Here is a 25084-nt window from a genome sequence, read left to right on the forward strand (position 1 = left end):
AGCTTTTTCCTTACTCTCTGGCTCCGTGTTTGCGCAAGATGGATTCCGCTTCTTGCACCCGGTCTTCCGAAGTTGCAAACACAGTGACTGACACATCCTCAAGTGAAGACAGGGGGTGGCCACCAGACAGTCCGCTGGCGTCGGGATGGGCGGCTTGCATAACGCTCTTGTCGGGATCGAGCCGGGGACTGCCCAGCGTGCTCTCAGCCAATGACATCCGCGGGTTTTCATACGGATTACTATACGTGGCGTCTCCGTCAGCGTCTTTTCCGCCGCCCAAGGGTGAAAAACGGCTCACATCCACTTCAAAGCCGGCCTGTCGTAGCTCTGCGGCGGCTTTCTGTGCGGCATCAATCGTTTGGAAATATCCGAATATCGCTCTTTCTGCCATGGTCATCCTCCTTTCCCCCTTAATGTCGGCCAGTTGGAAAGGAGTTATTCTGAAAGGAAGAGGGGCAGAATTGCTTCCGTTATCTATGCTAGGCCGCTGTGATATGATAAATTGATGGTAATGCGACATTGGAAAGAGAACGGATAATGGAACAACCATCAACGAATCGCACCGTGGATGTAAACCTTTCGTTTGTGTAGGATCATTCATCGGTGTAGCTATCCTGTCACTACACAGGTGATGAGAATGGGAAACGCTTTGTCGTGGCGAGGCATCGCAAATGGAGGCGACCAGTGATACGCCTGTGGATCAACGTTTTAGCAAAGCGTTTTTTGTGTGCTAAGCACAAGTGTGATGATATGAAGTGTGAGTTTGGGATAATTGGGGTGGCGCCTGCATCGGGCTTATCTGTTAGTCCGTGAAAGGTTATAATAATTTCAGATAAATATAATATTTGGAGATGGATGGATTTTATAGGCAAGAGTGGGTTGCTCCGACTTTTTGCCAGCGCGTGTCGATGAATAGGTCAGCGGCTCCAAAACCATTTTCTCATTTGCTTCACCTGTGGCGAGGCGCTCATCGAGGAAAGATTTTTCCGCTGCCGCTTCTCTATCAACTTGATTCACCAGACATGCCCTGGATGGACAAGGATTAAAATGTGTGGGTGCGCTTTGAGAAGCCATCCCTGCCAAATGGGACACCGGGCGGCACCCACCATTCCTCCCCCGGTCAAAGGGGGCCGAGGCATCTTGGAGGAGGCGTTTGGGATGAATGTGAGTCCACTCATCTGGTCAGGGAAAGTGTTGACGAATCTCATGACCTTATTAATTGTGTTCATCATTGGCTTGATTGCGATCAAATCGTTAATCTTCCTGCTCAGACGCAAGCGAATCGGTTATCTATTGGCTGGGTTCAAAGCGATTTGGGTATTGTTTGGTTTCAGTTATTTTTTGTTTATCGGTTTTTATGTGTTTCAAAACATGCTTACCTCGGAGACATCTGAAGATTGGTTGCGCAATGCGGTAATCACCTTTGTGATTTTGTTGGTCGGAATCATGTGCTGGCTGGGGCCCGTGCGGGGAATTTTGGGATTGAGCGTGCAAAAAGCGCATGTGCGAACCGAGCAAAGCAATGCTTCGGCCGATGGTTGGGTGGTGGAAAGTTGGCTAGGCGAGGGTTCAGGCTTCCACTTGTATGCGGTCGGAGAGAAAAAAAGTGAATCGAACAAAGAGTGGGGCGGTTGAATTCTTTTCTCAAACTCTAGCTTCATGCGGCATACCTCTTCCATTTTAGTCATAGAGTAGTGTGACGGGACTGAAGGAGGCGAAGTCGGATGAAGCAGAAGAACAAGTGGAGACGGTCGATTCAATCGCACATTCAGCAACAACGGTCACCCTATTTGTTTGTCACCGTCTTGTTTATGATGGGGGTGATCTTCGGGGCGGTGATTGTCAATACGCTCGATCCTGCGCAAAAGGACGGGCTGTTAACTTACTTGGGCCATTTTTTTAGGGGATTGGAGCAACACACGATTGCCGAGCCCGAAGTAGCGTTTCAACACGCGTTGGGGGATCATTTGAAAACAATTGGCCTCATGTGGATTTTGGGTCTGTCGGTTATCGGCATTCCCCTTTTGCTGGTGTTTATCTTCATAAAAGGCCTGGTGATCGGTTTTACGGTCGGTTTCCTGGTTAACCAACTGGCGTGGGAAGGATTGTGGTTCGCCTTTGTATCCGTAGTGCCGCAAAACTTGCTGATGATTCCGGCGCTCATTATTGTGACAGTGGCAGGGATTCACTTTTCCACCTTACTCGTCAAGAATCGGTTGATTCACTATCGGGGAACCATATACCCGCAGTTCGTCTCCTTTTCTCTCTTGGTGACGGCCATGGCTGTCGTGATGTTGGTTTCAGCCGCATTAGAAGCTTATCTTTCACCAGTCATGATGAAAGAAGCGATTCCAACAGAACAATTGATGGATCAATCATGGAATTAACACCGGTTTTAAAATAATTATTATCTAATAGTGTCTTTCATGTGGTTTGACTCTTCTGCGACTCTCCAATATAATGGTGTCAGATAAACAGGGGGGTGTTTTTGTGGAAGACCGGGTGAAACAAATTAAACAGCAATTATCCGCCCATAATTATAAATTAACCCCCCAACGGGAAGCGACGGTCCGTGTGCTACTGGAAAATGAAGAGGATCACTTAAGCGCAGAGGATGTCTACCTGTTGGTGAAGGATAAAGCTCCCGAGATCGGTTTGGCCACGGTTTATCGGACATTGGAGCTATTAAGTGATTTGCAGATCATCCACAAACTCAATTTCGGAGACGGCGTTACACGGTATGAATTCAGAGCAGAAGGGGCGGAGCATCATCACCATCACCTCATCTGCCTCAATTGTGGCACGGTGGATGAAATTATGGAAGACTTGTTAGGCCCGATCGAGGTGCAAGTTGAGAGAGAATATGATTTTCAGATCATTGATCATCGCTTAACCTTTCACGGGATATGCCACCGATGCAAAGGAAAAGTGACCGACCCCAAAAAATTAGTAGGTTCTAAAGTGACGTGAGATCTTTTTCTTAAAAAGGTCTCATTTTTTTTGTATTGGCATCAATAATTCCTCGATGAATGGCGCATGAATATGATAGGAGACTTAAGGAGGGATTCGCGAATGAAAGTAGGAGTGCCAACAGAAATCAAAAACAATGAGAACCGTGTCGCCATTACTCCAGCGGGGGTGGATGCGCTGGTGCAGTCTGGCCATGAGGTGCTGATCCAAAGCGGGGCCGGAAATGGGAGCGGTTTCACAGATGATCAGTATGCAACGCATGGAGCCAAAATCTTGGGCAGTGCCAAAGAAGTATGGGAAAACGCTGACATGATCATGAAAGTGAAAGAACCGCAACCGGAGGAGGTTGCTTATTTTCGGGAAAACCTAATTCTTTTCACTTACCTGCATCTCGCACCAGAACCGGAGCTCACCCGGGCGTTAATGGATAAAAAAGTGGCTGCCATCGCTTATGAAACGATTCAATTGGATAACGGTGCGTTGCCGTTGTTGACCCCGATGAGCGAAGTAGCCGGACGGATGTCGGTGCAGATCGGGGCGCAATTTTTGGAGAAGCCCAAAGGGGGCAAAGGGGTTTTGCTCGGCGGCGTCCCCGGGGTACTGCCTGGAGAAGTGGTGATTATCGGTGGTGGCGTCGTAGGTACGAATGCGGCCAAAATCGCTTTGGGGATGGGAGCCAACGTAACCATTCTCGATATTAATGCGGATCGGTTAAGACAACTGGATGACCAATTCCAAGGCCAGTTGCGGACGTTGATGTCCAACCGTTACAACTTGGCGGAAGCCGTTGCCAAAGCTGATTTGTTGGTAGGCGCGGTATTGATACCAGGTCGCCGCGCACCGCGGTTGGTGACGGAAGAAATGGTTCGCACTATGCAACCCGGTTCAGTGATTGTGGATGTGGCGATCGACCAAGGAGGGTCCATTGAAACGATCGACCGGGTGACAACTCACAGTGAACCGACATATGTGAAGCACGGAGTAGTTCATTATGCAGTGGCCAATATGCCGGGAGCGGTGCCGAGGACATCGACCATCGCGTTGACCAATGTCACGATTCCGTACGCAGTTCAGATCGCCAACAAAGGATTGACACAAGCACTTGCCGACAACCGTTTTCTGGCACGTGGGGTGAATGTCATCAATGGGCAGGTCACCTACTCTGCCGTCGCCGAAAGCTTGGGTCTGCCGTATGTGCCGCTGGAAGAGGCGATTGGTCAACGCTTTGCTTAACTCGCATAACTTGTCTCCTTTTCCCATACCCTTATAGCAATACGGGGTAAAGGAAAGATGGATCATGGTTATTTCACTTCGCCGTTTGAAACGATGGAGCCAATTTTTTTTGTTGTTTGTGCTGTTCACGTTGCTTTTGTACCAGCTGTTCTCTTTCTTGGTGCCTCTGTTCAAACCGGATTACATGTATAAGGAGCCGAACGGAGGCGCCATCAAGGTGTTTGGGCATCAGCAGGAAACGGCGCGAGTGGCCGAGGCGCCTGCACAAAAAATAAAGGAACGGTTACTTATGTTTTATTGGTTGGGAGAATGATGTGAAACGGCACCACCTGTCCGTTTCTTTTTTTTTCTCCAAATGTAATGAATTTCTTCTTTATGATTTGAGTTAGGGGTATATAATGTAAGATGGGGGGCGACATCACATCAACGGCTTACCGCATGCGTTGCGTTGCCACAGTAACTTCTCTACCATTCATTCGTCAAAGCACAAGGAGGGCCCGTGCCGCCATAATGGGGCAATGGTGATCTCCTTTCTTTTGTCGTTTTGTGCATATCGTGTGCATCATCAGGGTGTATCGTTATAAGGTGTTGGCTTATCCATTTGATAGGCCAGCCACGGCAAAGTTAACCGATTGATGTTTGTTGCTCTTTTACCCCCTCATTACGGGGGAAGAGGTTGTTATTTGGAGGCGATTTCATGAAACGATTTCCGCGTGTGTCCCTGATCGTATTGGACAGCGTTGGCATCGGCGAATTGCCGGATGCGGCAGAATACAATGATGCTGGGGCACATACTTTGGGCCATATAGCCGAATTTAAAAATGGGTTACATATGCCGAACATGCAGAACATGGGGTTGGGAAACATTGAACCCATCCGCGGCATTGAAGCGGTGGCTGAGCCGCTGGCTTATTTCGGTAAAATGAGTGAACTGTCCAAAGGCAAAGACACCACCACCGGACACTGGGAGTTCATGGGGGTGTATACGGATAAACCTTTTAAAACATATCCCGACGGTTTTCCCCGGGAGTTGATTCAAGCGTTTGAAGAGCGGACAGGCCGCAAAGTGCTGGGCAACAAGCCTGCTTCCGGCACTGTAATTATCGATGAATTGGGCGAAGAGCATATGCGCACAGGCGGCTTGATTGTATACACATCGGCAGACAGCGTGTTTCAGATTGCCGCGCACGAAGAGGTTGTGCCGTTGGAAGAGTTGTATCGCTGTTGCGAGATTGCCCGCGAGTTGACTTTGGATGAAAGATTTTCCGTCGTCCGCGTGATTGCCCGTCCGTTTATCGGTTCACCTGGCCAATTTACCCGCACAGCCAACCGTCGCGATTATTCGGTCAAACCGCCACATCCAACGGTGTTGAATGCTTTGAAAGAGGCTGGCCGGGATGTGATCGCCATTGGCAAAATTTCCGACATTTACGCTGGAGAAGGGGTTACCCGCGCCATTCACACCAAATCCAACATGGACGGCGTTGATCAGTTGCTGAATGTCATGAAGGAACCGTTCAATGGTTTGGCTTTCGTCAATCTGGTCGACTTTGACGCCAAATTCGGCCATCGTCGCGATCCGGCTGGATATGCTCAAGCGTTGGAAGAGTTTGACGCCCGTTTGCCAGAGGTGCTTGATGCATTGGGTGAAGAGGATCTCCTCATCATCACCGCCGACCATGGAAACGATCCAACGCACCATGGTACAGATCATACCCGGGAGTACACGCCGCTGTTAGTTTACAGCAAATCATTGCCGCAAGTCGGCAAATCATTGGGTGTGCGTGGCACTTTCGCGGACATCGGTGCCACGTTGGCTGAAAACTTTGAAGTACAACTGCCCACCATCGGCAAAAGCTTTTTAAATGAACTCACATGAGGTGATCCATATGACAACAACCCGTGCACACATCAGAGAAGCGGCGAAGTACATTCGTGAAAAATGCAAGGCCACTCCCCAGATCGGACTGATTTTGGGATCAGGCTTGGGCGTCTTGGCCGATGAGATTACTGACGCTGCCCACATCCCATACCAAGAGATTCCTCATTTTCCTGTGTCTACGGTTGAAGGGCATGCCGGTGAGTTGATCATCGGCGAGCTGGAAGGGAAATCCGTTTTGGTTATGGCGGGGCGTTTTCATCTGTATGAAGGGCATGCGGTGGAAAAAGTTTCGTTCCCTATTCGCGTCATGAAAGAGTTGGGGATTGAGACCCTGGTAGTGACCAACGCGGCAGGCGGCATCAATGAAAGCTATGAGCCCGGCGACCTCATGCTGATCAAAGACCATATTAACATGATGTTCCGCAATCCGTTGATTGGCCCCAATGATCCGGAATTGGGCGTCCGCTTCCCGGATATGTCCAATGCGTATGACGGCGAATTGCGCGAGCTGGCGCACCGTGTTGCGGGAGAGCAAGGTGTCCAGTTGAAAGAAGGGGTATATGCCGCAGTGCTGGGGCCGTCTTATGAAACGCCGGCGGAGATTCGCATGCTCCGTGTGTTGGGCGGGGACGCTGTGGGCATGTCTACAGTGCCAGAAGTGATCGCGGCGCGTCATGCCGGCATTCGCGTATTGGGGATTTCTTGCATCACCAACATGGCAGCGGGCATCTTGCCGCAACCGCTCAGCCACGATGAAGTGATGGAAACGGCGAATCGCGTAAAAGAAATGTTTATACGCCTGGTCAAAGGCTTGGTTCGGGAAATCGCATAAGGAGGCGCAAACAGATGAAGCTGAGAGAAAAGATCGAGGCCGCCCAAAAGAAAATTACCAGTTTGACAACGGTTAAACCGGAGATCGGATTAATTCTTGGATCGGGCTTGGGTGACTTGGCCAATGAAATCGAAGAGGCGGTGGTTGTGCCGTACAAAGAGATTCCGCACTTTCCGGAATCCACGGTCGAAGGGCATGCCGGCCAATTGGTCATCGGCACATTGGCTGGCAAATCGGTGGTGGCTATGCAAGGGCGCTTCCATTTTTATGAAGGGTATAGCCAACAGGAGGTTGTGTTTCCGGTTTATGTACTCAAAGCGCTTGGGGTGAAATGCTTGATCGCCACCAATGCGGCTGGGGGGATGAATCCCGCTTTTCAACCTGGGGATCTGATGGTGATTACCGACCATCTCAATTTCACCGGCGCTAATCCATTGATTGGGCCAAATGATGACGAATTAGGGCCGCGTTTCCCTGACATGTCCCAAGCGTACACCCCTGCGCTTCGCGAATTGGCACACCGGGTGGCTGAAAAGCTGGGCACCCGTTTACAACAAGGCGTCTATGCGGGAGTGAGTGGGCCGACCTATATGACGGCAGCGGAATTGATCATGTTGCGCCGTGTTGGCGGAGATGCAATTGGGATGTCCACCGTTCCCGAAGTGATCGCCGCGCGGCATGCGGGTTTGGATGTATTGGGCATTTCTTGCATCACGGACATGGCTGTCGGCGAGGACTTGGGATCAGATCCGCTCACCCATGAACAAGTAGTGGAAGTGGCCAATCGAACCAAACCGGTGTTTATGAACCTGATTAAAGGCATTGTGCAAGAAATCTGAGGCAAGTGAGATCGCTATCGACGAAGAGATTAGGCATCGCCATCTCGTACGCGCTGGATGGAGCGTGTACGAGACTGGCGTTGTCTTTATTTTTTGGCTAAAAGGCGCGACATTGATGCCCATTCAGTCAAAAGTTGCTCCAACCGAGGAAGAACTTTCGGGCTGATGCGCCCGTGTTCATCAAAATCAGTTAGATCGACAATGCATTGTTCGGCGAGGACGAGGCCACCCACACCGCGGATGACGAGACGCAAATTGTTCAGCGCGTTGATTCCCCCTTTTCCACCTCCTGCAGCACAAGCGAGTGCGACGGGTTTCTTTTGGAAATGGCTTCCCCCCAAAAAGTCAAGTGCGTTTTTTAGGGCGCCGCTCATACCGTTATGGTATTCGGGCGTCACGATAAAAAAGCCATCTGCTTGGCTTGCCGATTTTAGCCATGTAGCCACTTCGGGCTGTTGGTATGTTGATTCATCCCCGTCATAAATAGGCAAGGGGCGTTGTTGGAGATCCCATAGTTCTGTACTGGTTCCGGATTGATTTAAGAAAGAGACTGCCGCCTGTGCAACACGGAGGGAATTGGACTGTTTGCGGGGACTACCGCTGATGATTAAAAGATGCATGATTGATCGCTCCTTTTCTATTTGGTGTCTGAAACTAATATTGCGAATCATTAGAAAATGATATTATTATGTTTTGTTGAAGTCAATTTGTTTTATTTTGAAATGACATTTTATTTTTGTTTTTAAAAAACTCATTCATTTATCAGTTAAGATCATTTTTACGAACGCGACAATAAAGCATTAAATCGCGGAAAAATATTGAAAATAATTAGACTTTATTTATAATGGAATTGAGTTTCCATTTATTTGGAGAAGGGGGTTCGGTATGAGGCGAAACAAGCCGATCATCGCCTTGATAACATCCTTTTGTGTGGCGGCGGCGGTTGCGGGTACACCGCCCAATAGCAGCTTCGCTTCATCATCAGCAAACCAAAAGGATCTCGCCCGCGCGATTGATTGGTCGACTGTCAATGAGCAAGCTTTGATCGAAGCCCTAAAAAAACGGGGCAAACTGAGGCCGAATGCCACTGCGGTGGAAATAGAAGAAGCGATCAAGGCGTATGTGAGGCGGGGAAGCAACCCGCACAGTGCAACGGATGGGATTGATACATCCAAGCCGTTCGGCAAGCGGGCTTATAAGAACAAAAAAGCTGTGCAAGCCAAAGCGTCTCGCAATATCGCTAAGGCGAAAGAAGGGGATGCGGCAAGCAAGACAAGCAAACGCAAGCATGTCGACCAAGCAGTGGTAGCGTTGATCGAATTCCCGGATTATTCCCATAATCAACTGCCCAATCCAGGTGATCGCTCTTTTTGGGTAAAGGATTTCAGCTCTGCCCATTATGGAAATTTGCTATTTAATCGTAATGGTTTCAAGATGGATAATGGTAAAAAATATGTGTCTGCTACACAATATTATTTGCAGCAATCGGCAGGCTTCTGGGCTCTGGATGGCAAGGTGACGCCTTGGGTCAAAGCAAAGCATGATGCGGCCTATTATGGCGCGCACTATGTTGGCGACGGTTATGAGCTCAATGACGTACGGGTACAAGAATTGGCTAGAGAAACGTTACCGGCCGTGGCCCGGCAAATAGCAGGGAATGAAGACAAATTTGATCAGCGAGACCCCTATGACATCGATGGTGATGGTGACGTAATGGAACCTGACGGTTTGTTGGATAATTTGTTCATCGTCCATTCAGGCATGGGGGAGGAAGCCGGAGGCGGAGAGTTGGGAGATGACGCGATTTGGTCCCACCGTTCTGTGATCGGGCCGGAGCCAGTGCCCATCCCTGGCACCAAACTGAAGGCGTTTGATTATATCATCCAGCCGGAAGACGGTGCGACGGGGGTATTTGTCCATGAATACGGCCATAACATCGGCTTGCCTGACGAGTATGATACGGGCTACACCGGTACCGGCTCTCCGGTGGAAGCGTGGTCGCTGATGTCTTACGGGAGCTGGACGGGCAAAATTCCCGGAACAGAGCCGACTGGGCTCAGTGCATGGTGCAAACTTTTTTTTCATGAATTGTATGGCGGCAATTGGCCGCAACCAACAGTTATTGACTTCAACCGCTTAAATCACAAGCGAACGTTTCTTCTCTGGGAAGCGGTTGCCAATAAAAAGCATGGAAAACTACTCAAAATCAACCTCCCTGACCGGCTGGTAGATCCGCCGACGCAACCGCTCGGTTCCAAAGCCTATTTCTCAACAAAAGGCGATATGTTGGATACCCGCATGGTTTCACAAGAAATCGATCTGACCCAAGCGAAGTCGGCGAAGCTTCGTTTCGCTTCCTGGCGCAAACTTGAGGTGGGATATGATTATCTATATGTCAATGTGTACACAGATGGCGCCGCTAATCCCGTGAGAGTGAAGGCTTATTCTGACACAACCAATGGAGTTTGGGTCAACGATGAAGTCGACCTGAGCCAATTCGTCGGCAACAGGGTGAAGGTGGAGTTCCGTTATGTCACCGACATCGCAGTGACAGAAGAAGGTTTTTATGTGGATAATATCATTGTAGAAGCGGACGGCAAAGCAGTGTTCAGTGATGATGCCGAAGGTGCCCCTCTCTTTGCGCTGGAGGGATTTGCATTGTTTGATGGTGCCAAGATCCCTTATGCCCAATATTATTTGGTGGAGTGGCGCACCCATCGGGGAGTGGATCAAGGCCTGGCTCATGTGCGTAGAAACAACAGTCTCCTTTCTTATGATCCGGGGATGTTGGTCTGGTATTATGACGCTCGCTTCGGCACAGATAACATGACGGGGAAACATCCGGGTGAAGGGTTTGTCGGGGTGGTTGATGCCCACCAGCGCGGCCATTATTGGAGCAATGGGCAAGTGGGTAGCACCCGATATCAAGTGAATGACGCCGCTTTTCATGTTAAGCCCACCTCCCCGATTCATGTGATTTACCCTGATTATTATATGAAATACGATTCTTTGCCGGGCGTATCCGTGTTCTATGACGGCAATGATTATTCCAGCCCTTTCAATCCGGCAGGAGGCAAAATTTTGCCATACCACGGATTGCAAATCAACCTTGACGCGGTGAGTCCCGATGAAAAAACGGCGGTCATCACCGTGTCCAAGCAACCGAAATGACAAATACATCTGATTTTTCAAGGCTTTCCTGTCCGATTGAGGCGGGAAAGTCTTTTTGCATATTTTTCCATGAAGGAGGCAGACTAAAAAACACCGGAAGATATAGGAGGGAAATCCGATGCTGAAAAAGTTCAGCCGAATCGTGTTGGCCGGCCTTCTCTTAGGTGCGGGCTTATTTACACGCACCGGGCAGACTCACGCGGCGGAAGAACAAGATCTGGCTCCGCAAGCAGTGTCTGCCGTTTTGATGGATGCGGGATCGGGGAAAGTGCTGTTTGCGAAAAATCCCCACCAACCTCTTCCTCCCGCCAGTATCACCAAACTGATGACTATGCTTTTGGTGGTGGAGGCGATTGATCAGGGGAAAATTTCATTGAAGGACCCCGTTCGGGTGAGCGAACACGCTGCGTCGATGGGGGGAACGCAAATCTTTCTCGAACCGGGCGAACAGATGAGTGTGCATGATATGCTAAAAGGCGTCGCAATTGCTTCTGCCAATGATGCGTCCGTCGCTTTGGCAGAGTTTCTGGGTGGAACCGAAACCAATTTTGTGCGCATGATGAATCAGCGTGCCCTTCAATTGGGGATGAAAAACACCCAATTCCAAAATGCCAACGGACTGCCGGCGAACAATCATTACTCTTCCGCTTACGATATCGCCCTGCTTTCACGTGAGATTTTAAAATATCCGCTCATCACCAAGTTCACTGGAATCTATCAAGATTATTTGCGCCAAGGTTCCAAAAAGCCTTTTTGGTTGGTGAATACCAACAAGCTTGTGCGTTATTACCAAGGGGTTGACGGTTTGAAGACCGGCTACACGTCCGAAGCGAAGTTCTGTCTGGCGGCGACAGCCAAGCGGAACGGCATGCGCCTCATCTCGGTGGTCATGGGCGAACCCGACGCCAAAACTCGCAATGCGGAAGTAGCGGGCATGTTTGATTACGCCTTCAACCAGTATGTATCCCACCCCCTTTACAAACAAGGGGATGTTATTGCAGTGAAAAAAATTGATAAAGGAGATCCGCGGACATTGGTGATCAAAGCCAAACGCCCAATCTCCATTTTGATGAAAAAAGGAGAAGATCCAAACAGCTATCAGAAAAAGTGGATGTGGTATTCGTTGCAAGCCCCAATCAAAAAGGGGCAAGTGTTGGGTAAGATGCAACTGGTGAAAGATGGTCGCCCAGTACAAGAGTTGGAGTTGGCAAGCTCAGTGGAGATTCGGCGGGCTAGCTGGTGGACTTCGGTCAAGCAAGTGCTTGGAGAAGTGTTGCATTTGCCTGAGCAACTGCAAGAAACAGAGTGAAAGATATCGGGAATTTTTGGCGTGTTTGTCGGGAATTCCCGATTTTTTTGTTATTATGGGCGGGGGAAGGAACAAAAAGGAAATTCGTAGAACAATAGGGTTAAAAAAGGGAGGAGCATAACTGATGGGTTTACATATTCAAGTAAAACATGATCGTGATATTTTGATTGTCCGGTTGCGGGGAGAATTGGATCATCATGCGTCAGAGCAGGTGCGGCGCTCGATTGAGGATGAATTGGCTCAAGGGGGATTCTCTCATCTGGTGTTGAATTTGGCTGATCTTGAATTTATGGACAGTTCCGGTTTGGGTGTGATTCTGGGAAGGTATAAAAAGGTGACACAGTTGGGGGGCAAAATGATGCTTTGCGCCATCCGCCCTTCGGTGCACCGTTTGATGGAGATGTCGGGTTTGTTCAAGATTTTGCCTACGCATGAAGATGAGCGCAGCGCGATTAAGGCTTGTGGGGTGGCGTCATGAAAGAAGTGGGAAAAAACTTTATGGAGCTCCGTTTTGCCAGCAAGTCGGAGAATGAGGCATTTGCTCGCATTGCGGTGGCTTCGTTCGTGTCGCAGCTCGATCCGACGGTGGAAGAGTTGACAGACATTAAAACGGTGGTGTCTGAGGCCGTCACCAATGCGGTGATCCATGGCTATGAGGAAAAGGGAGATGGCACGATTTATGTCCGTTCCGAGATAGAGGGAAAGCGGATCAGCATCACGATTTCCGATCAGGGGGTGGGGATTGCCGATGTCAACATGGCTCGTCAACCCCTGTACACGTCGAAGCCGGAGCTGGAGCGTTCTGGTATGGGCTTCACCATCATGGAGAATTTCATGGACGAAGTGTTGATCCATTCGAAACCGGGCCATGGCACAACGGTGCACATGGTGAAACATCTAAAAAGTCGTCATCAGACGATGGCCAATTGAGGGATGCCGATGGAAGCGGATGTGCGTAACAGCAGGCACCCCCACCTCTCCGATGAAGAAGTAAAACAGCTGATCCAGGCGAGCCAGGAAGGGGATATGGAGTCCCGCAACAAACTGATTCGCCACAACATTCGGCTGGTGTGGTCGGTTGTCCAACGTTTTTTGAACCGTGGTTATGAGGCGGAAGATTTGTTTCAAATCGGTTGCATCGGCCTGTTGAAAGCAATCGACAAGTTCGATCTCAATTATGAAGTGAAGTTCTCCACTTATGCCGTACCGATGATCATCGGAGAAATTCAGCGCTTTTTGCGCGATGATGGCATGGTGAAAGTAAGCCGGTCGCTAAAAGAGATGGCCAACAAGATCCGCAAAACGAAAGACGAACTTTCCAAACGCTTCAATCGTGTGCCTACTATTCAAGAAATCGCCAAGGCGATGGATGTCGAGCCGGAAGAAATCGTCTTTGCACAAGAGGCGAATCGCGCACCGGCCTCTATTCATGAAACGGTGTATGAAAATGACGGGGATCCGATCACCTTGATGGATCAAATCGCGGATGAGCCGGTGACGACCTGGTTTGACAAGTTGACATTAAAAGATGCGATCCATCGTTTGTCAGAGAGGGAGAAGTTGATCGTTTACCTTCGTTATTATAAGGATCAAACCCAGTCCGAGGTTGCCGAGCGGCTGGGCATATCCCAAGTACAAGTTTCCCGATTGGAAAAAAAGATTATTGCTCGTATGCGTGAAGAACTCGATTTGAAACACGAAAAATAAACGTGGAACGTGGGCTAGGAACTCCCTTCGCCACTGCCAGCACCTGTCATATTCAGGTGCTTTTTTATATTCGGCCGCCAATTGAAGCATACTAGGGATAATTACCACAGCGGAAAGGAACTTGCCCATGAAGCCCGTGCTTTATCTTCGTTTGAAGAAAAAGGTGATGGCCACTCCAGGGCAACCGCTCACCATCAAGGATCTGTGCCGGCTGACAGGGGAAGGGATTCCGCCGGAAGTGGGGAGCATGCCTGTGTGCGTCCCCCAGTTAGGCCACGGCAATTACCTTGTCATCGATGTGATTGACATCATTCAGTTGGTGCAAAAAAAGTTTCCTATGATAGAAGTGCAACAAGTGGGGCCTCATCAGATGTTGGTCGAGGTGAAATTGTCTGACAAACGGCCGCGTTTTTTATATGTGATGCTTGTCTCCCTCGTATTATTTGCAGGTTCAGGCTTGGCCATCATGAACTTCCATACGGATGTGAGTATGGCAGCTGTACATGAACGGATTGTATTTTTGTTGACAGGGCAGCATGTGAAAAAGCCTCTGCTTCTACAAATTCCCTATTCGATTGGCATTGGTGTGGGAATGATGCTTTTTTTCAATCGCTTATTTCAGAGGAAGTTTAACGAAGAGCCAAGCCCGCTGGAATTGGAGACGTTTCAGTATCAGGAAACGATTGACCAGTACATGATCAATGATGAGAAGCAAGAAGTGGATTTTTCATGACCGGCTTGGCAGACGCGTTGTTCATTTTTTTCGGCTTTGCCGGTGGAATTGCTGTGGGCGGCGGCTTTGCGGCCTTTATCACTGTGTTGGATATCGTCCCTCGTTTGGCTCAGTTAACCAGGACATATGCCTATGTTCCTGTCTATGAATGGTCGATCATCAGCGGTGTCCTTTTCTTTACGGGGATTGATCTTTTGAACATCGGTTTTCGTTTGCCTGATTGGTGTATCAGTGTGCTCGGGGTGTTGATGGGCGCGTTTGTGGGTTTGTTGGCGGCGGCGTTGACGGAAGTCGTCAATGTGATCCCAATTCTAGCCAAACGGTTGCGGGTGCAAGATCAATTGACCTTTCTGCTAATCGCCATGGTTTTAGGCAAAATGGCCGGATCACTTTTGCAGTGGCTAGTTTTTTGATGAAGTGAAAGGGCTGGGATAGGACATCTATCGCTTCAATAGGAGTTGTGTAAGAGGAGGGAGCGAGGTAAATGGGTTCGTATTGGGTCGCTTTTTTAGCGGGGGGATTGATCTGTGTCAACGGGTGTTTGCCTATGGATCTGTCTTGCGCCTATGGGCTGAGTCTGATAGATGGAGCGGGAGTGGCTCCGCTCGCTGGGTTCTTTGGCAATGCGCCGATTCGTGAAGCGTTGCAAGAGGCCGCAACCGGGCTCGTAGGTTGAAGCGCATGTCCAAGAGACAGGTGATTCTGGTTACCGACGGGGATCATGTCGCCAGGCGAGCGCTGGAAGTTGCGGCGCAACGGTTGGGCGGACGTTGCATTTCTCGCTCGGCGGGAAACCCCACCCCCCTCACCGGTTCTGAATTGGTTAGCTTGATTAAACAAGCGCCACATGATCCCGTGCTAGTCATGTTCGACGACTGCGGCAACGGCTCAGAGGGCCAAGGAGAGCAGGCCCTGCGCGATGTCGCGACGCATCCTGACATTGAAGTGTTGGGGGCGATTGCCGTCGCTTCCAATTGCCATCACTCCAAGGGAACGCCTGTTCACTTTGCGTTGGATCGGTATGGTAATTTGGTCGGGCATGGAGTCGACAAGTACGGGAAGGCGAAGCGTGATCAACCGCTACGGATTTTTGGAGATACGGTAGAGATACTGAACAAAATTCCCGTTCCGCTTATCATCGGGATGGGTGATGTGGGTAAAATGAAGGAGTTTGATGATGTGGAACGGGGTGCGCCCATCACCTGCAAAGCGATCCGGCTCATTTTGGAGCAATACGGCAAACGAAGGTCTTGACAGGACGGAAATGTCTTGCCAAGGCCTTTAGTTGTTACGAAGGGAAACGCCTTTTTCGATGGATTGTTGCCCATGCGTTTTGCCCAAGGTAGAATAGAAAAATGAAATCAATCGGTTGACCATATGGTCTATCAATTTTGGAGGAACGCAGTGGAAGCATATCAGAAGATCCCAGACGACAAACGGGAAAAGATATTTGAAGTAACAGTGAGGGAATTTGCCGACAAAGGGTACGAGCGGGCATCGACTAATCAGATTGTGCAGGAAGCGAATATTTCCAAAGGGCTCTTGTTTCATTATTTTGGTAATAAGAAAGGGCTCTTTTTGTCTACTTTCCATTATTGCGTGACTCGGGTGACGGCCGCGAGTGTTCCGCCCAAAGAAGATTTGAGCGCCGATATTTTTGAGCGCTTGTTGCAAATCGGACGCATGAAATGGCGGCTGTTGCAAAACCATCCGTTGGAATACCGCTTTCTGCTCACCGCGTACGCGCCCGTGCCGGAAGAGGTGGCCATTGAGATCCGACAATGGCAGGAAAAGACTTGGAAGGTGTATCAGCAACTGTTATGGGAAGGGATTGACTTCTCTCGTTTTCGCCAAGACATGCCGCGCGAGCGGGTGAAAGAGTTGTTGGTGTTTTGTCTAGAAGCAGTAACCGACAAATGGCGCCAGCGGTTGTTGGCTGAGCCGGATTTGGGCATGTCCATGATTGAGAACATGTTGGCGGAGATCGAGGACCTCTTTGAAATCTGGAAACATGGGATTTATCAAGCACCCAATGAGGCGTGACGCTGGGGAGGGAATGACATAGGATTCTTGCGTTTTGTCCGCAAGGATTTTTTATTTATGAAAATGATTGACGTCATTTTTGGAACAGCCTATAGTTAATGAAAACCAAAAAAATTTCGCTTGTCGAATGATTTGAAGAAGGTGATCGAGTGAGAGCGTCGGAAGGGCGAGAAACAAGGCCACATGCAGCGCAGTTTTGGACAGGGATTCAAGTTGCTTTGCCGATTGCCGTCGGCTACATACCCATTGCTATCGCTTTTGGCGTGATGGCGCGACAGGTGGAACTCAGTCTGTGGGATACGGCATTGATGTCGATATTGGTGTATGCCGGCGCCAGCCAATTCATGGCCGTCAATATGTTGGCGACGGGGGCAGGGGGATTGGAAATCATTCTAGCCACGCTGGTCATCAATTTGCGCCATGTGGTGATGGGACTTTCTCTGATGAATTTATTGAAGGGTGTTCGCCCAGCCTGGAAAGGGGCGTTGTCGCTTGGGGTGACGGATGAATCCTTTGCCGTGGCCACCCTGTCGGGAAGAAACCACCCCGTTTTTTTGGCCGGAATCATGTTATCTGCTTATTTGGCTTGGGTGGGAGGTACTCTGTTGGGCGGCATGTTGTACCAGTTTATCCCCCCCGACATCGGTAATAGCATGTCCATCGCCTTGTATGCGATGTTCATCAGCTTGTTAATCCCGGAGATGAGACGGGAGCGCAAGGTGGTCATGATCGCTGGCACTGCCATGCTAATAAATGCGTTGGGCACGGAGCTACTTGGGTTGGCGTCCGGTTGGTCGATCATTTTGGCGACGTTGGCAGCCAGTGCCTTGTTTGCGGGAAAGGGGGAGAAAGCGTGAGTGCATGGTGGATCATTCTCGGAATGTCTTTAGTGACGATGGTCCCGCGTTTGTTGCCAGCATGGGTCATGGACAGGATGGTGATCCCCGGCTTTGTGGACCGATTGCTAAAGAACATCCCTTATGCAGCATTGGGAGCATTGATCTTCCCAGGGGTGTTATTGATTGATAAAAACCCGGTTATCGGGTTGATCGGTGGCGGTGTGGCTGTGGTTTTGGCCTATTTCCGAATGCATACGATGCTGGTGATCATCGGGGCGATCGCGGCGGTGATAGTGGCGAAAATGGTTGTTTAAAACAAGGCAATGCGGTGCCGCATTGCCTTGTTTTAATGGATTATCCTTTTAACACATATTCATAGCCATCCAGGTCTTTGAAGACGGCGAATGTACCATACGGCATTTTGTTGGGCTCACCTTGGAATACCACCCCGTTTTCCTTCATGCGTTGATAGGTGGACTCGATGTCGTCGCAGAGAAAGACAAGGGAAGGTTTTAACTCGGCCCAATGAGTCATCAGTGCGCGGGGATAAAGCACCAACTTGGTTTCGGCACCGGCTGGCCCCACTTCGATCCAACGCCCGCTCGGCCCCATCGGATGGTCGGCGTGTACCGTGAAGCCAACCTGCTCGGTCCAGAAGCGCAATGCTTGATCCTGGTCTTCAACGTATATGGTGACAGTGGCGATTCGCTTAATCATGCCCAACTCTCCTCTCATGGCTATAATGGTTCGTTGGTTCATAGCTTGTTCCGTTTCCCGGAAAATAACGCGGATGGTATTAAAACGAAATCCGGATGTGAAGATTGTGAGCGTTTGCCATTTGCGATATAGTGAGAATTGGATAGGAGAGATTTATTTTGGGGTGACTAAACTGAATTCTTCGGTAAAAAAGAAGCTCCGGCCAGTATCGATCAAATTGAGTGTCGTATGGCACGACATCATACACAATCCGGGCCGGTTTTTAGCGTCGGTGTTCGTTCCATTGGCAACGATGTGGACATTGATTGAAATCTCTTCGTATTTTTTGCCGATTTCGCAACTGTTGCAAGGCATCGGGCCGTTTCTGCTCCTGTTGCTAATCAGCCTGTGCATCGGTGTGGTTCAGATGATTCGCCCAGAGGAAATTAACATCAGAGTGGGAACGAGCCAAGTAGTCATCAAGTTTGGCGACTTATTGGCCCAAGAGGGGTTTAATGTGATTCCAAGCAATAACTATTTTTATTTTGCAGCCAGCCCCCTTGCCAACTCTTTGGATGTGCAATTGGCGCGGCAGATTTTCCAAGCCGATTTCGACAGATATAAAGAAGTGGGATGGTTGGTTGATGAGCTACTTGAAGCCAAAGGGCGCAGTTATCCCATCGGCACCACTTTGCCCGTCGTATTTGGCGAAGGAAAGTATCTGATTGTCGCCTCCAGCATGATGGATGACCCCAGCGGGCTTCCCTACATGGACATGCACATCTTGTGGGATGCGTTAAAAGGCTTATGGGCCAAGGCGCGAGAACTTTGCGAGGGGCACCCAGTCAATGTGCCGTTGCTTGGTACGGGGAGAGCGGGGATCGGCATTCGCGAAGTGGATTTGATTCGCATCATTATCATTTCACTTCAGCATGAGCAGCAACGCGTTTCCCCTACGGTGCGGATTGTGATTCATCCAGATAAATACTCCGATATTGACTTGGGTCAACTGAAAAAAGAGTATCGTTGGCTATGACGACTTTTGATAATCGCCGTCTGTCGTAAGATAGGTTGAGCAGACGGCGATTACCAAAGTCTGAGGCGAGTGGTGTCGAAAAATAACACTTGACAAATATAATAAAATGTGATATAATAAAAAATTTATTGACTATTTATCCTCTTGCGTAATATGATGATAATGAAAGCTGATCTCTCATTATTTATCAGCAACCGTGCAAGAGGAGGATAAACATTGATGGAAAAAGAACCTCGCGTTAGTTTGACCGCACTCATTTCCGCCTATGGCCGCGCATACCACGCCATGTATGATTCCCCTAAGATATTTGATGATTTTCTAGCTCGTCAGTGGTTTACCGATGAAGCGTTTTCCGAATTGGGAGCCCATCTGGCTCAGTCCCTTCCGCACTTCGCCCCGGAGAAGGTCGCTGATTGCCAGGATCAAGCCAGTGCCTTACGATGGGTGATGCAAAGTCATAACGCCATCAGCCTCAGTCGCTCAAAACATGCCGAGGACAGCTTGGAGTTAGCCGTCCGCCAGGGAGCACGGCAGTATGTCATCCTCGGGGCGGGCCTCGACACGTTTGCGTTTCGGCGGCCGGACATGTTGGAGCAGATCCACGTGTTTGAAGTTGATCATCCCGCCACACAAGCATTTAAGCGGCGTCGCCTGGCCGAATTGGACTGGGAGCAACCGCCGCAATTACATTTCGTTCCAGTAGATTTCACTGCTGAAAAACTGGCGGATGCGCTTTGTCGTACAGCGTTTGATCCCCAGTTACGAAGTTTTTTTAGTTGGCTAGGTGTGACTTATTATCTTGACAGAGAGACCGTGTTTGACACCTTGCGCTCATTTGCCGATATTGCCGCAACAGGTAGTTGGATCGTTTTTGATTATTTGGATCTAAACGCCTTTGACACTAAACGGGCTTCCGTTCGCGTGAAGCGAATGCAAGAGGCAGTGAGTCGAGTAGGAGAGCCGATGAAAACAGGGTTTGACCCGGCTACGCTTGCCAAGGAGCTAGCCCACATCGGCTTGCGCCTCGAAGAGAACTTGCCCCCAACTGACATTGAAGAACGTTATTTCCAGGGGCGGACAGATGGTTACCGCGCATTTGAACATATCCATTTTGCGCGAGCGGTGGTTGACTGCTGATTAATCAGTTCGGTGATACTTCGTGTTTCTGAAATTACGGGTTGCGAGGATATACCGTATTGAAGATCGCTCCTCTACCACTTGACAAGATCATCCTATATTGTGAGCGGATTGTGCCGATTCGTTGACAAGATTTTCACGGATGGAACAGAGTGTGTTATGATGTGGAGTGGATGGAGGAGGATGCGCATGAAACAGCTTCGAATTTTACGGGCGCTGGCGGTGGTCACCTCGGTCGGCGCTTATATCATGCTATTAATGGGCGCTATCGTCAGCAAGACAGAATCGGGTAAAGGTTGCGGAAACTCTTGGCCTTTCTGCCATGGACAATTGATTCCCGAATCGATGCCGATCAGCACCCTGATTGAATTAAGCCACCGTGTTGTTTCGGGCATCGACGGGTTGCTGATTTTGATCTTGACCGTATGGTCTTGGATGATGTTCAAAGACAATCTGCGCGTCAAAACGTTGGGCTTTATGAGTCTCTTTTTTGTGGTGTTACAAGGCGGACTGGGGGCGTTGACGGTTGTGTTTGAAGGCGAATTCGCCAAGAAATTTGCCCTTGCTCTGCACTTCGGCTTTTCGCTGATCTCATTTGCCAGTGTAATTTTGTTGACAGTGACGTTGTTCCAGTTGCCAAAACAATTAAGTGTGAAAGACGATCAACCCATCAGCAAAGGGATGAAGATTGCCACATGGGGATTGGCTGCTTGGACGTATGTCATTGTTTACACTGGGGCGCTGGTACGCCATGCTGATGCCACAATGGGATGCGGGTATTCGTTCCCCGGTTGCGGAACGACCTTGTTACCTGATTTTACTTCGTTAGCGGGAATTCACATGTTGCACCGGTATGGGGCATATTCTATGTGGCTTTTCAGTTTGCTTTTCTTGATAGGGATTTTGAAGGCGTTTCGCGATCGACAGGATTTTGTGCGAGGCGGTTGGATGGCGTTTGTCTTGATTACGTTGCAGGCGCTGACCGGGATCATCACGATTAAGACCGGTGGGCAGCTGGTGGCGGCGTTGGTACACACCACGATCATTTCCGTTTATTTCTCGGTAATCAGTTACCTCTGCATGCAAGGCGGTTGGCCTTGGAAACGGAGTTTGAAGGAAGCGGAGTTGCCTGCAAATCCGATGGTGAATTAGGTTAGGGTTGGCGAACAAACCGGTATTCATGAACGGGGTTCATGAGCACCGGTTTTTTTGTATTTGTCCGTATGAAATTAGTGCAATTGGAAGATGCCAGAATCAAAGAAGTGGAAAAATTTATTTCCGCATCTCGCCAGTCGCCGTTCTTTTTGATACAATCACTTATGAACGATTTTTCTCGTTCAAAATGGAAAATTAAATCTGTTTTATTTGCATCCTTCGGGGCAGGGTGAAAATCCCGACCGGCGGTGATGGGGCAAATTGGCCCCTTAGCCCGTGACCCGCACGCGTGCGGTGGATTCGGTGAAATTCCGGAGCCGACAGTATAGTCTGGATGGGAGAAGGATGAACAGGTGTCGTGTACCCTTTGGGGAGGTTTTTTAAAAAAGCTCTTCTAAAGGTTTATTTTGCTATGCTAAATTTTGTATACGTACATGAACCTGCTTCTTTCTGACAATTGCCCCGATTCCTTGTGCAAACTGGGAAGCGGGGTTTTTTATTCAAAGGGGGGGTGAAAAGGTGAAAGTGCATGAAGATTGGATGAGATTGGCGTTGGATTTGGCAGGAGCTGCAACCGGCCAGACTTCCCCCAATCCCATGGTGGGCGCGGTCGTTGTGAAAAACGGCAAAATGGTTGGAATGGGCTCTCATCTGAAAGCAGGAACGGAACATGCAGAGGTGCACGCAATCAACATGGCTGGCCGTGAAGCAGAAGGGAGCACCATTTATGTCACATTGGAACCCTGCAATCATACTGGTCGAACACCGCCATGTACGGACAAGTTGATCGCTGCGGGAGTTCGGCGCGTGGTGATTGGGACGACCGATCCGGATGAAAATGTGCAGGGACGGGGGATCGCCCGGCTTCGCGAGGCCGGAATCGAGGTGATCGAAGGGGTGTTGGCGGCAGAATGCCAAGCGCTGAATGAAGCATATTTTTTCCACCGCCGAACGGGCAAGCCGTTTGTCACTTTGAAGACGGCGATGACCTTGGATGGCAAAATCGCCACCGTGACGGGAGACAGCCGCTGGATTACGGGCGAAGCTGCTCGTGAACATGTGCACGTGATGCGTCACCGGCATGATGCCATTTTGGTGGGAATCCGGACTGTGCTATGCGATGATCCCCGATTGACAGCTCGGCTGGTTCCAGGCGGAAATCATCCTGTGCGCGTGGTATTGGATAGTCACCTACAAACCCCGTTGGATGCAGCCATTACAAAGGTTGACGAAGCACCAACTTGGATTTTTACAACCGATGCACGGGATCGGGAGCGTGAACAGCTCCTTCTCGCCAAGGGGGTGCGCGTCATTTCGACAGGTGCGGCGCCGCAAGTTGATTTGGAAAAGATGCTTGATATTTTGGGGAAGGAAGGGATCTTGTCGCTGATGATCGAAGGTGGCGGCACGGTCAACGCCGCATTTTTACGGCAAGGATTGGTGCAAAAAGTGGTTGCGTTTATCGCGCCAAAATTGTTGGGCGGCCAGGATAGCCCCACTTCCTTTGAGGGGGAAAATCCTTCCCTTATGCAATCATCTCTTTCGCTTCGGGATGTGCGTGTCGCGCAATTTGACCAAGACATCTGCGTCACAGGTTATCTTCATGCATGATGTCGGAGGAGGATGGCTGTGTTTACAGGAATCATTGAAGAAGTGGGCCGAGTGATACATGTGAAGAAGCAACCGGCGGCGATGGAGTTGACCATTCAGGCCGACCGCGTGCTCCAAGGGACTGAGTTGGGGGACAGCATCGCCGTGAACGGCGTTTGTTTAACAGTGACCCGTATGAGCGCGGACACCTTCTGCGCTGATGTGATGCCGGAAACTGTCAAACGAACCAACCTGAGTCAGTTGCAGACTGGAACCCCGGTCAATCTGGAACGGGCGCTGGCAGTAGGAGACCGATTGGGAGGCCACTTCGTGCAAGGGCACGTTGACGGGGTGGGCGTGATTCAATCGATTACGCCCATGGCCAATGCAGTGGTCTTTCGCATTCAAGTGGACCCCGCTCTCACCGATTACATGATTCCCAAAGGCTCGATTGCGGTCAATGGGATCAGCCTGACGTTGGTCGATGTGGAAGCGAATGCGTTTACTGTTTCGATCATCCCGCACACATTGCACCACACCCAGTTGCAACAAGGGAAACCGGGCGATCAGGTCAACATCGAGTGCGACATGATCGGCAAGTATTTGGCTAAATGGGTGAAAGGCAAACCTGCTGTTGCCGCGCCGGATGGCTTGTCGTTGGACAGACTAAAGGAAGCCGGGTTTCTCGGTTGACAAAGGGGGAAGCGAACATGTTTCACACGATTGAAGAAGCGTTGGATGAATTGAAACAAGGCCGGGTCATTATCGTGGTTGATGACGAAGATAGGGAAAATGAAGGGGATTTTGTGGCGTTAGCCGATCGGATCAAGCCGGAGACGGTCAATTTCATGATCACGCATGGTCGCGGCTTGGTGTGCGTTCCGTTGTTGGAAGAGCGGGCGCAAGCGCTGGATTTGCCTCCTATGGTTGCGCACAACACCGACCGGCATGGTACAGCGTTTACGGTTTCGGTGGATGCACACAATACGACGACGGGCATCTCCGCTTTTGAACGGGCAGACACGATCCGCCAACTGATTGATCCTGCCGCTAAACCGCAACATTTTCGTAGGCCGGGCCACATTTTTCCGCTGGTCGCTCGTCCAGGAGGCGTGTTGAGACGGGCGGGGCACACGGAAGCGGCGGTGGACTTGGCTAAATTGTGCGGCGCCTATCCTGCGGGAGTGATTTGTGAAGTTATCAACGAAGACGGCACCATGGCTCGTGTGCCCGAGTTGTCGGAAATCGCCCAGCGGTTTGGGCTGAAGATGATCACCATCCAAGAGTTGATCAAATATCGCCGTCGCACAGAGACGCTGATCAAACGAGAAGTGTCGATCCACTTGCCGACGGAGTTTGGCGAGTTTACGGTGGTTGGGTACACCAACGAGGTGGATGGCAAGGAGCATGTTGCTTTTGTCAAGGGAGAGCTTGATCCGGAAGAGCCGACCTTGGTGCGGGTGCACTCTGAATGTTTGACCGGGGATGTGTTCGGTTCGCATCGATGCGATTGCGGGCCACAGCTTCACGCCGCACTCCAACGAATCGCCGAAGAAGGCAAAGGCGTTCTGCTGTACATGCGCCAAGAAGGACGCGGCATTGGTCTCATCAACAAACTTAAAGCGTATAAGTTGCAGGAAGAAGGGTTGGACACCGTAGAAGCCAATGTAAAGCTTGGATTCCAACCGGATCTGCGGGAATATGGCATTGGGGCACAAATCTTGCGCGATTTGGGCGTTCGGCGTATGCGTCTGATGACCAATAATCCCCGCAAAATCACAGGTTTGAAAGGTTATGGCCTGGAAGTGTCCGAAGTGGTGCCAATTGTTTTTCCACCTCGGAAGGAAAACCGCAATTACATGATGACCAAAAAAGAGAAAATGGGACACTTGTTGCCCTTGTGAATGCTGAG

30 protein-coding genes and 1 riboswitch are annotated in these 25084 nt (G+C 49.9%); of the genes, 26 read left to right on the forward strand and 4 right to left on the reverse strand.

Annotated elements, in window-relative coordinates:
• Positions 1 to 10: 10 nt before the first annotated feature.
• The gene (locus EDC32_RS04290) at positions 11 to 391 is read right to left on the reverse strand and encodes a hypothetical protein (protein ID WP_132220136.1); all 381 of its coding nucleotides are present in this window, start codon (positions 389 to 391) and stop codon (positions 11 to 13) included.
• A 437-nt stretch (positions 392 to 828) separates the two neighbouring features.
• Complete coding sequence (locus tag EDC32_RS04295) at positions 829 to 1017, reverse strand: hypothetical protein (protein ID WP_158283223.1); 189 nt, start codon at positions 1015 to 1017, stop codon at positions 829 to 831.
• A gap of 141 nt (positions 1018 to 1158) precedes the next feature.
• Between EDC32_RS04295 and EDC32_RS04300 the strand changes: the two genes are divergently transcribed.
• The 8 genes from EDC32_RS04300 to EDC32_RS04335 all read left to right on the forward strand — a co-directional run bounded on the left by EDC32_RS04300 (position 1159) and on the right by EDC32_RS04335 (position 7756).
• Positions 1159 to 1635: a hypothetical protein gene (locus tag EDC32_RS04300; protein WP_022736212.1), complete on the forward strand. Its 477-nt coding sequence runs from the start codon at positions 1159 to 1161 to the stop codon at positions 1633 to 1635.
• Between the two features lie 89 nt (positions 1636 to 1724).
• Positions 1725 to 2387, forward strand: a complete 663-nt coding sequence (gene spoIIM, locus EDC32_RS04305) for a stage II sporulation protein M (RefSeq protein WP_022736213.1) — start codon at positions 1725 to 1727, stop codon at positions 2385 to 2387.
• Positions 2388 to 2460: 73 nt separating this feature from the next.
• Positions 2461 to 2970 carry a ferric iron uptake transcriptional regulator gene (gene fur, locus EDC32_RS04310; RefSeq protein WP_022736214.1) on the forward strand — a complete coding sequence of 170 codons (510 nt, stop codon included), beginning with the start codon at positions 2461 to 2463 and terminating at the stop codon, positions 2968 to 2970.
• A gap of 102 nt (positions 2971 to 3072) precedes the next feature.
• The gene (ald, locus tag EDC32_RS04315; protein WP_132220138.1) at positions 3073 to 4203 is read left to right on the forward strand and encodes an alanine dehydrogenase; all 1131 of its coding nucleotides are present in this window, start codon (positions 3073 to 3075) and stop codon (positions 4201 to 4203) included.
• Positions 4204 to 4267: 64 nt separating this feature from the next.
• Entirely contained in the window at positions 4268 to 4516 is a 249-nt protein-coding gene (locus tag EDC32_RS04320; protein ID WP_022736216.1) for a DUF4227 family protein, read from the forward strand.
• Between the two features lie 384 nt (positions 4517 to 4900).
• Complete coding sequence (deoB, locus tag EDC32_RS04325; protein ID WP_132220139.1) at positions 4901 to 6082, forward strand: phosphopentomutase; 1182 nt, start codon at positions 4901 to 4903, stop codon at positions 6080 to 6082.
• Between the two features lie 10 nt (positions 6083 to 6092).
• Positions 6093 to 6917 carry a purine-nucleoside phosphorylase gene (locus tag EDC32_RS04330; RefSeq protein ID WP_022736218.1) on the forward strand — a complete coding sequence of 275 codons (825 nt, stop codon included), beginning with the start codon at positions 6093 to 6095 and terminating at the stop codon, positions 6915 to 6917.
• Positions 6918 to 6931: 14 nt separating this feature from the next.
• Positions 6932 to 7756, forward strand: a complete 825-nt coding sequence (locus tag EDC32_RS04335) for a purine-nucleoside phosphorylase (protein WP_132220140.1) — start codon at positions 6932 to 6934, stop codon at positions 7754 to 7756.
• An 86-nt stretch (positions 7757 to 7842) separates the two neighbouring features.
• Here EDC32_RS04335 and EDC32_RS04340 read toward each other — a convergent pair whose 3' ends face one another.
• Complete coding sequence (locus EDC32_RS04340; protein ID WP_158283224.1) at positions 7843 to 8376, reverse strand: NADPH-dependent FMN reductase; 534 nt, start codon at positions 8374 to 8376, stop codon at positions 7843 to 7845.
• A 265-nt stretch (positions 8377 to 8641) separates the two neighbouring features.
• Here EDC32_RS04340 and EDC32_RS04345 point away from each other — a divergent pair, with 265 nt between their 5' ends.
• The 12 genes from EDC32_RS04345 to EDC32_RS04400 all read left to right on the forward strand — a co-directional run bounded on the left by EDC32_RS04345 (position 8642) and on the right by EDC32_RS04400 (position 17872).
• Positions 8642 to 10927, forward strand: coding sequence for an immune inhibitor A domain-containing protein (locus EDC32_RS04345; protein WP_132220142.1), 2286 nt, complete (start codon positions 8642 to 8644; stop codon positions 10925 to 10927).
• Positions 10928 to 11045: 118 nt separating this feature from the next.
• A complete protein-coding gene (locus EDC32_RS04350) occupies positions 11046 to 12236 on the forward strand; it encodes a D-alanyl-D-alanine carboxypeptidase family protein (protein ID WP_132220143.1) in 1191 nt (396 codons plus the stop codon).
• A gap of 124 nt (positions 12237 to 12360) precedes the next feature.
• A complete protein-coding gene (gene spoIIAA, locus EDC32_RS04355; protein WP_132220144.1) occupies positions 12361 to 12714 on the forward strand; it encodes an anti-sigma F factor antagonist in 354 nt (117 codons plus the stop codon).
• The gene (spoIIAB, locus tag EDC32_RS04360; protein WP_022736224.1) at positions 12711 to 13166 is read left to right on the forward strand and encodes an anti-sigma F factor; all 456 of its coding nucleotides are present in this window, start codon (positions 12711 to 12713) and stop codon (positions 13164 to 13166) included. The genes spoIIAA and spoIIAB overlap by 4 nt, the downstream gene beginning before the upstream one ends.
• A gap of 9 nt (positions 13167 to 13175) precedes the next feature.
• Entirely contained in the window at positions 13176 to 13943 is a 768-nt protein-coding gene (sigF, locus tag EDC32_RS04365) for an RNA polymerase sporulation sigma factor SigF (RefSeq protein ID WP_102992185.1), read from the forward strand.
• 127 nt (positions 13944 to 14070) lie between these two features.
• Positions 14071 to 14676: a stage V sporulation protein AA gene (locus EDC32_RS04370; RefSeq protein WP_022736226.1), complete on the forward strand. Its 606-nt coding sequence runs from the start codon at positions 14071 to 14073 to the stop codon at positions 14674 to 14676.
• Positions 14673 to 15089, forward strand: coding sequence for a stage V sporulation protein AB (locus EDC32_RS04375; protein ID WP_022736227.1), 417 nt, complete (start codon positions 14673 to 14675; stop codon positions 15087 to 15089). The genes EDC32_RS04370 and EDC32_RS04375 overlap by 4 nt, the downstream gene beginning before the upstream one ends.
• Before the next feature lie 71 nt (positions 15090 to 15160).
• On the forward strand, positions 15161 to 15352 hold the full coding sequence (locus EDC32_RS04380; protein WP_102992186.1) for a hypothetical protein: 192 nt from the start codon (positions 15161 to 15163) through the stop codon (positions 15350 to 15352).
• Between the two features lie 5 nt (positions 15353 to 15357).
• Entirely contained in the window at positions 15358 to 15930 is a 573-nt protein-coding gene (gene spoVAEA / locus EDC32_RS04385) for a stage V sporulation protein SpoVABEA (protein ID WP_022736229.1), read from the forward strand.
• A gap of 150 nt (positions 15931 to 16080) precedes the next feature.
• The gene (locus tag EDC32_RS04390; RefSeq protein WP_054095380.1) at positions 16081 to 16719 is read left to right on the forward strand and encodes a TetR/AcrR family transcriptional regulator; all 639 of its coding nucleotides are present in this window, start codon (positions 16081 to 16083) and stop codon (positions 16717 to 16719) included.
• Positions 16720 to 16868: 149 nt separating this feature from the next.
• Complete coding sequence (locus tag EDC32_RS04395) at positions 16869 to 17576, forward strand: AzlC family ABC transporter permease (protein ID WP_246026845.1); 708 nt, start codon at positions 16869 to 16871, stop codon at positions 17574 to 17576.
• Entirely contained in the window at positions 17573 to 17872 is a 300-nt protein-coding gene (locus EDC32_RS04400; RefSeq protein ID WP_083464793.1) for an AzlD domain-containing protein, read from the forward strand. The genes EDC32_RS04395 and EDC32_RS04400 overlap by 4 nt, the downstream gene beginning before the upstream one ends.
• Positions 17873 to 17912: 40 nt before the next feature.
• Here the strand turns inward: EDC32_RS04400 and EDC32_RS04405 are convergent, their stop codons facing one another.
• Positions 17913 to 18275, reverse strand: coding sequence for a VOC family protein (locus tag EDC32_RS04405; protein ID WP_054095378.1), 363 nt, complete (start codon positions 18273 to 18275; stop codon positions 17913 to 17915).
• A 163-nt stretch (positions 18276 to 18438) separates the two neighbouring features.
• Between EDC32_RS04405 and EDC32_RS04410 the strand changes: the two genes are divergently transcribed.
• The 6 genes from EDC32_RS04410 to EDC32_RS04435 all read left to right on the forward strand — a co-directional run bounded on the left by EDC32_RS04410 (position 18439) and on the right by EDC32_RS04435 (position 25076).
• Complete coding sequence (locus tag EDC32_RS04410) at positions 18439 to 19290, forward strand: macro domain-containing protein (RefSeq protein ID WP_132220146.1); 852 nt, start codon at positions 18439 to 18441, stop codon at positions 19288 to 19290.
• Positions 19291 to 19509: 219 nt separating this feature from the next.
• Positions 19510 to 20427, forward strand: a complete 918-nt coding sequence (locus EDC32_RS04415; protein ID WP_132220147.1) for a class I SAM-dependent methyltransferase — start codon at positions 19510 to 19512, stop codon at positions 20425 to 20427.
• Between the two features lie 189 nt (positions 20428 to 20616).
• Positions 20617 to 21579, forward strand: a complete 963-nt coding sequence (locus EDC32_RS04420; protein ID WP_158283225.1) for a COX15/CtaA family protein — start codon at positions 20617 to 20619, stop codon at positions 21577 to 21579.
• A 214-nt stretch (positions 21580 to 21793) separates the two neighbouring features.
• A riboswitch (FMN riboswitch) is annotated at positions 21794 to 21932 on the forward strand.
• Between the two features lie 169 nt (positions 21933 to 22101).
• Complete coding sequence (gene ribD, locus EDC32_RS04425) at positions 22102 to 23193, forward strand: bifunctional diaminohydroxyphosphoribosylaminopyrimidine deaminase/5-amino-6-(5-phosphoribosylamino)uracil reductase RibD (protein ID WP_132220149.1); 1092 nt, start codon at positions 22102 to 22104, stop codon at positions 23191 to 23193.
• A gap of 18 nt (positions 23194 to 23211) precedes the next feature.
• Entirely contained in the window at positions 23212 to 23865 is a 654-nt protein-coding gene (gene ribE, locus EDC32_RS04430) for a riboflavin synthase (protein ID WP_054095375.1), read from the forward strand.
• Positions 23866 to 23882: 17 nt separating this feature from the next.
• The gene (locus EDC32_RS04435) at positions 23883 to 25076 is read left to right on the forward strand and encodes a bifunctional 3,4-dihydroxy-2-butanone-4-phosphate synthase/GTP cyclohydrolase II (protein WP_054095374.1); all 1194 of its coding nucleotides are present in this window, start codon (positions 23883 to 23885) and stop codon (positions 25074 to 25076) included.
• Positions 25077 to 25084: the final 8 nt, after the last annotated feature.

Source organism: Laceyella sacchari, from assembly GCF_004343255.1.
Classification (GTDB): domain Bacteria; phylum Bacillota; class Bacilli; order Thermoactinomycetales; family Thermoactinomycetaceae; genus Laceyella; species Laceyella sacchari.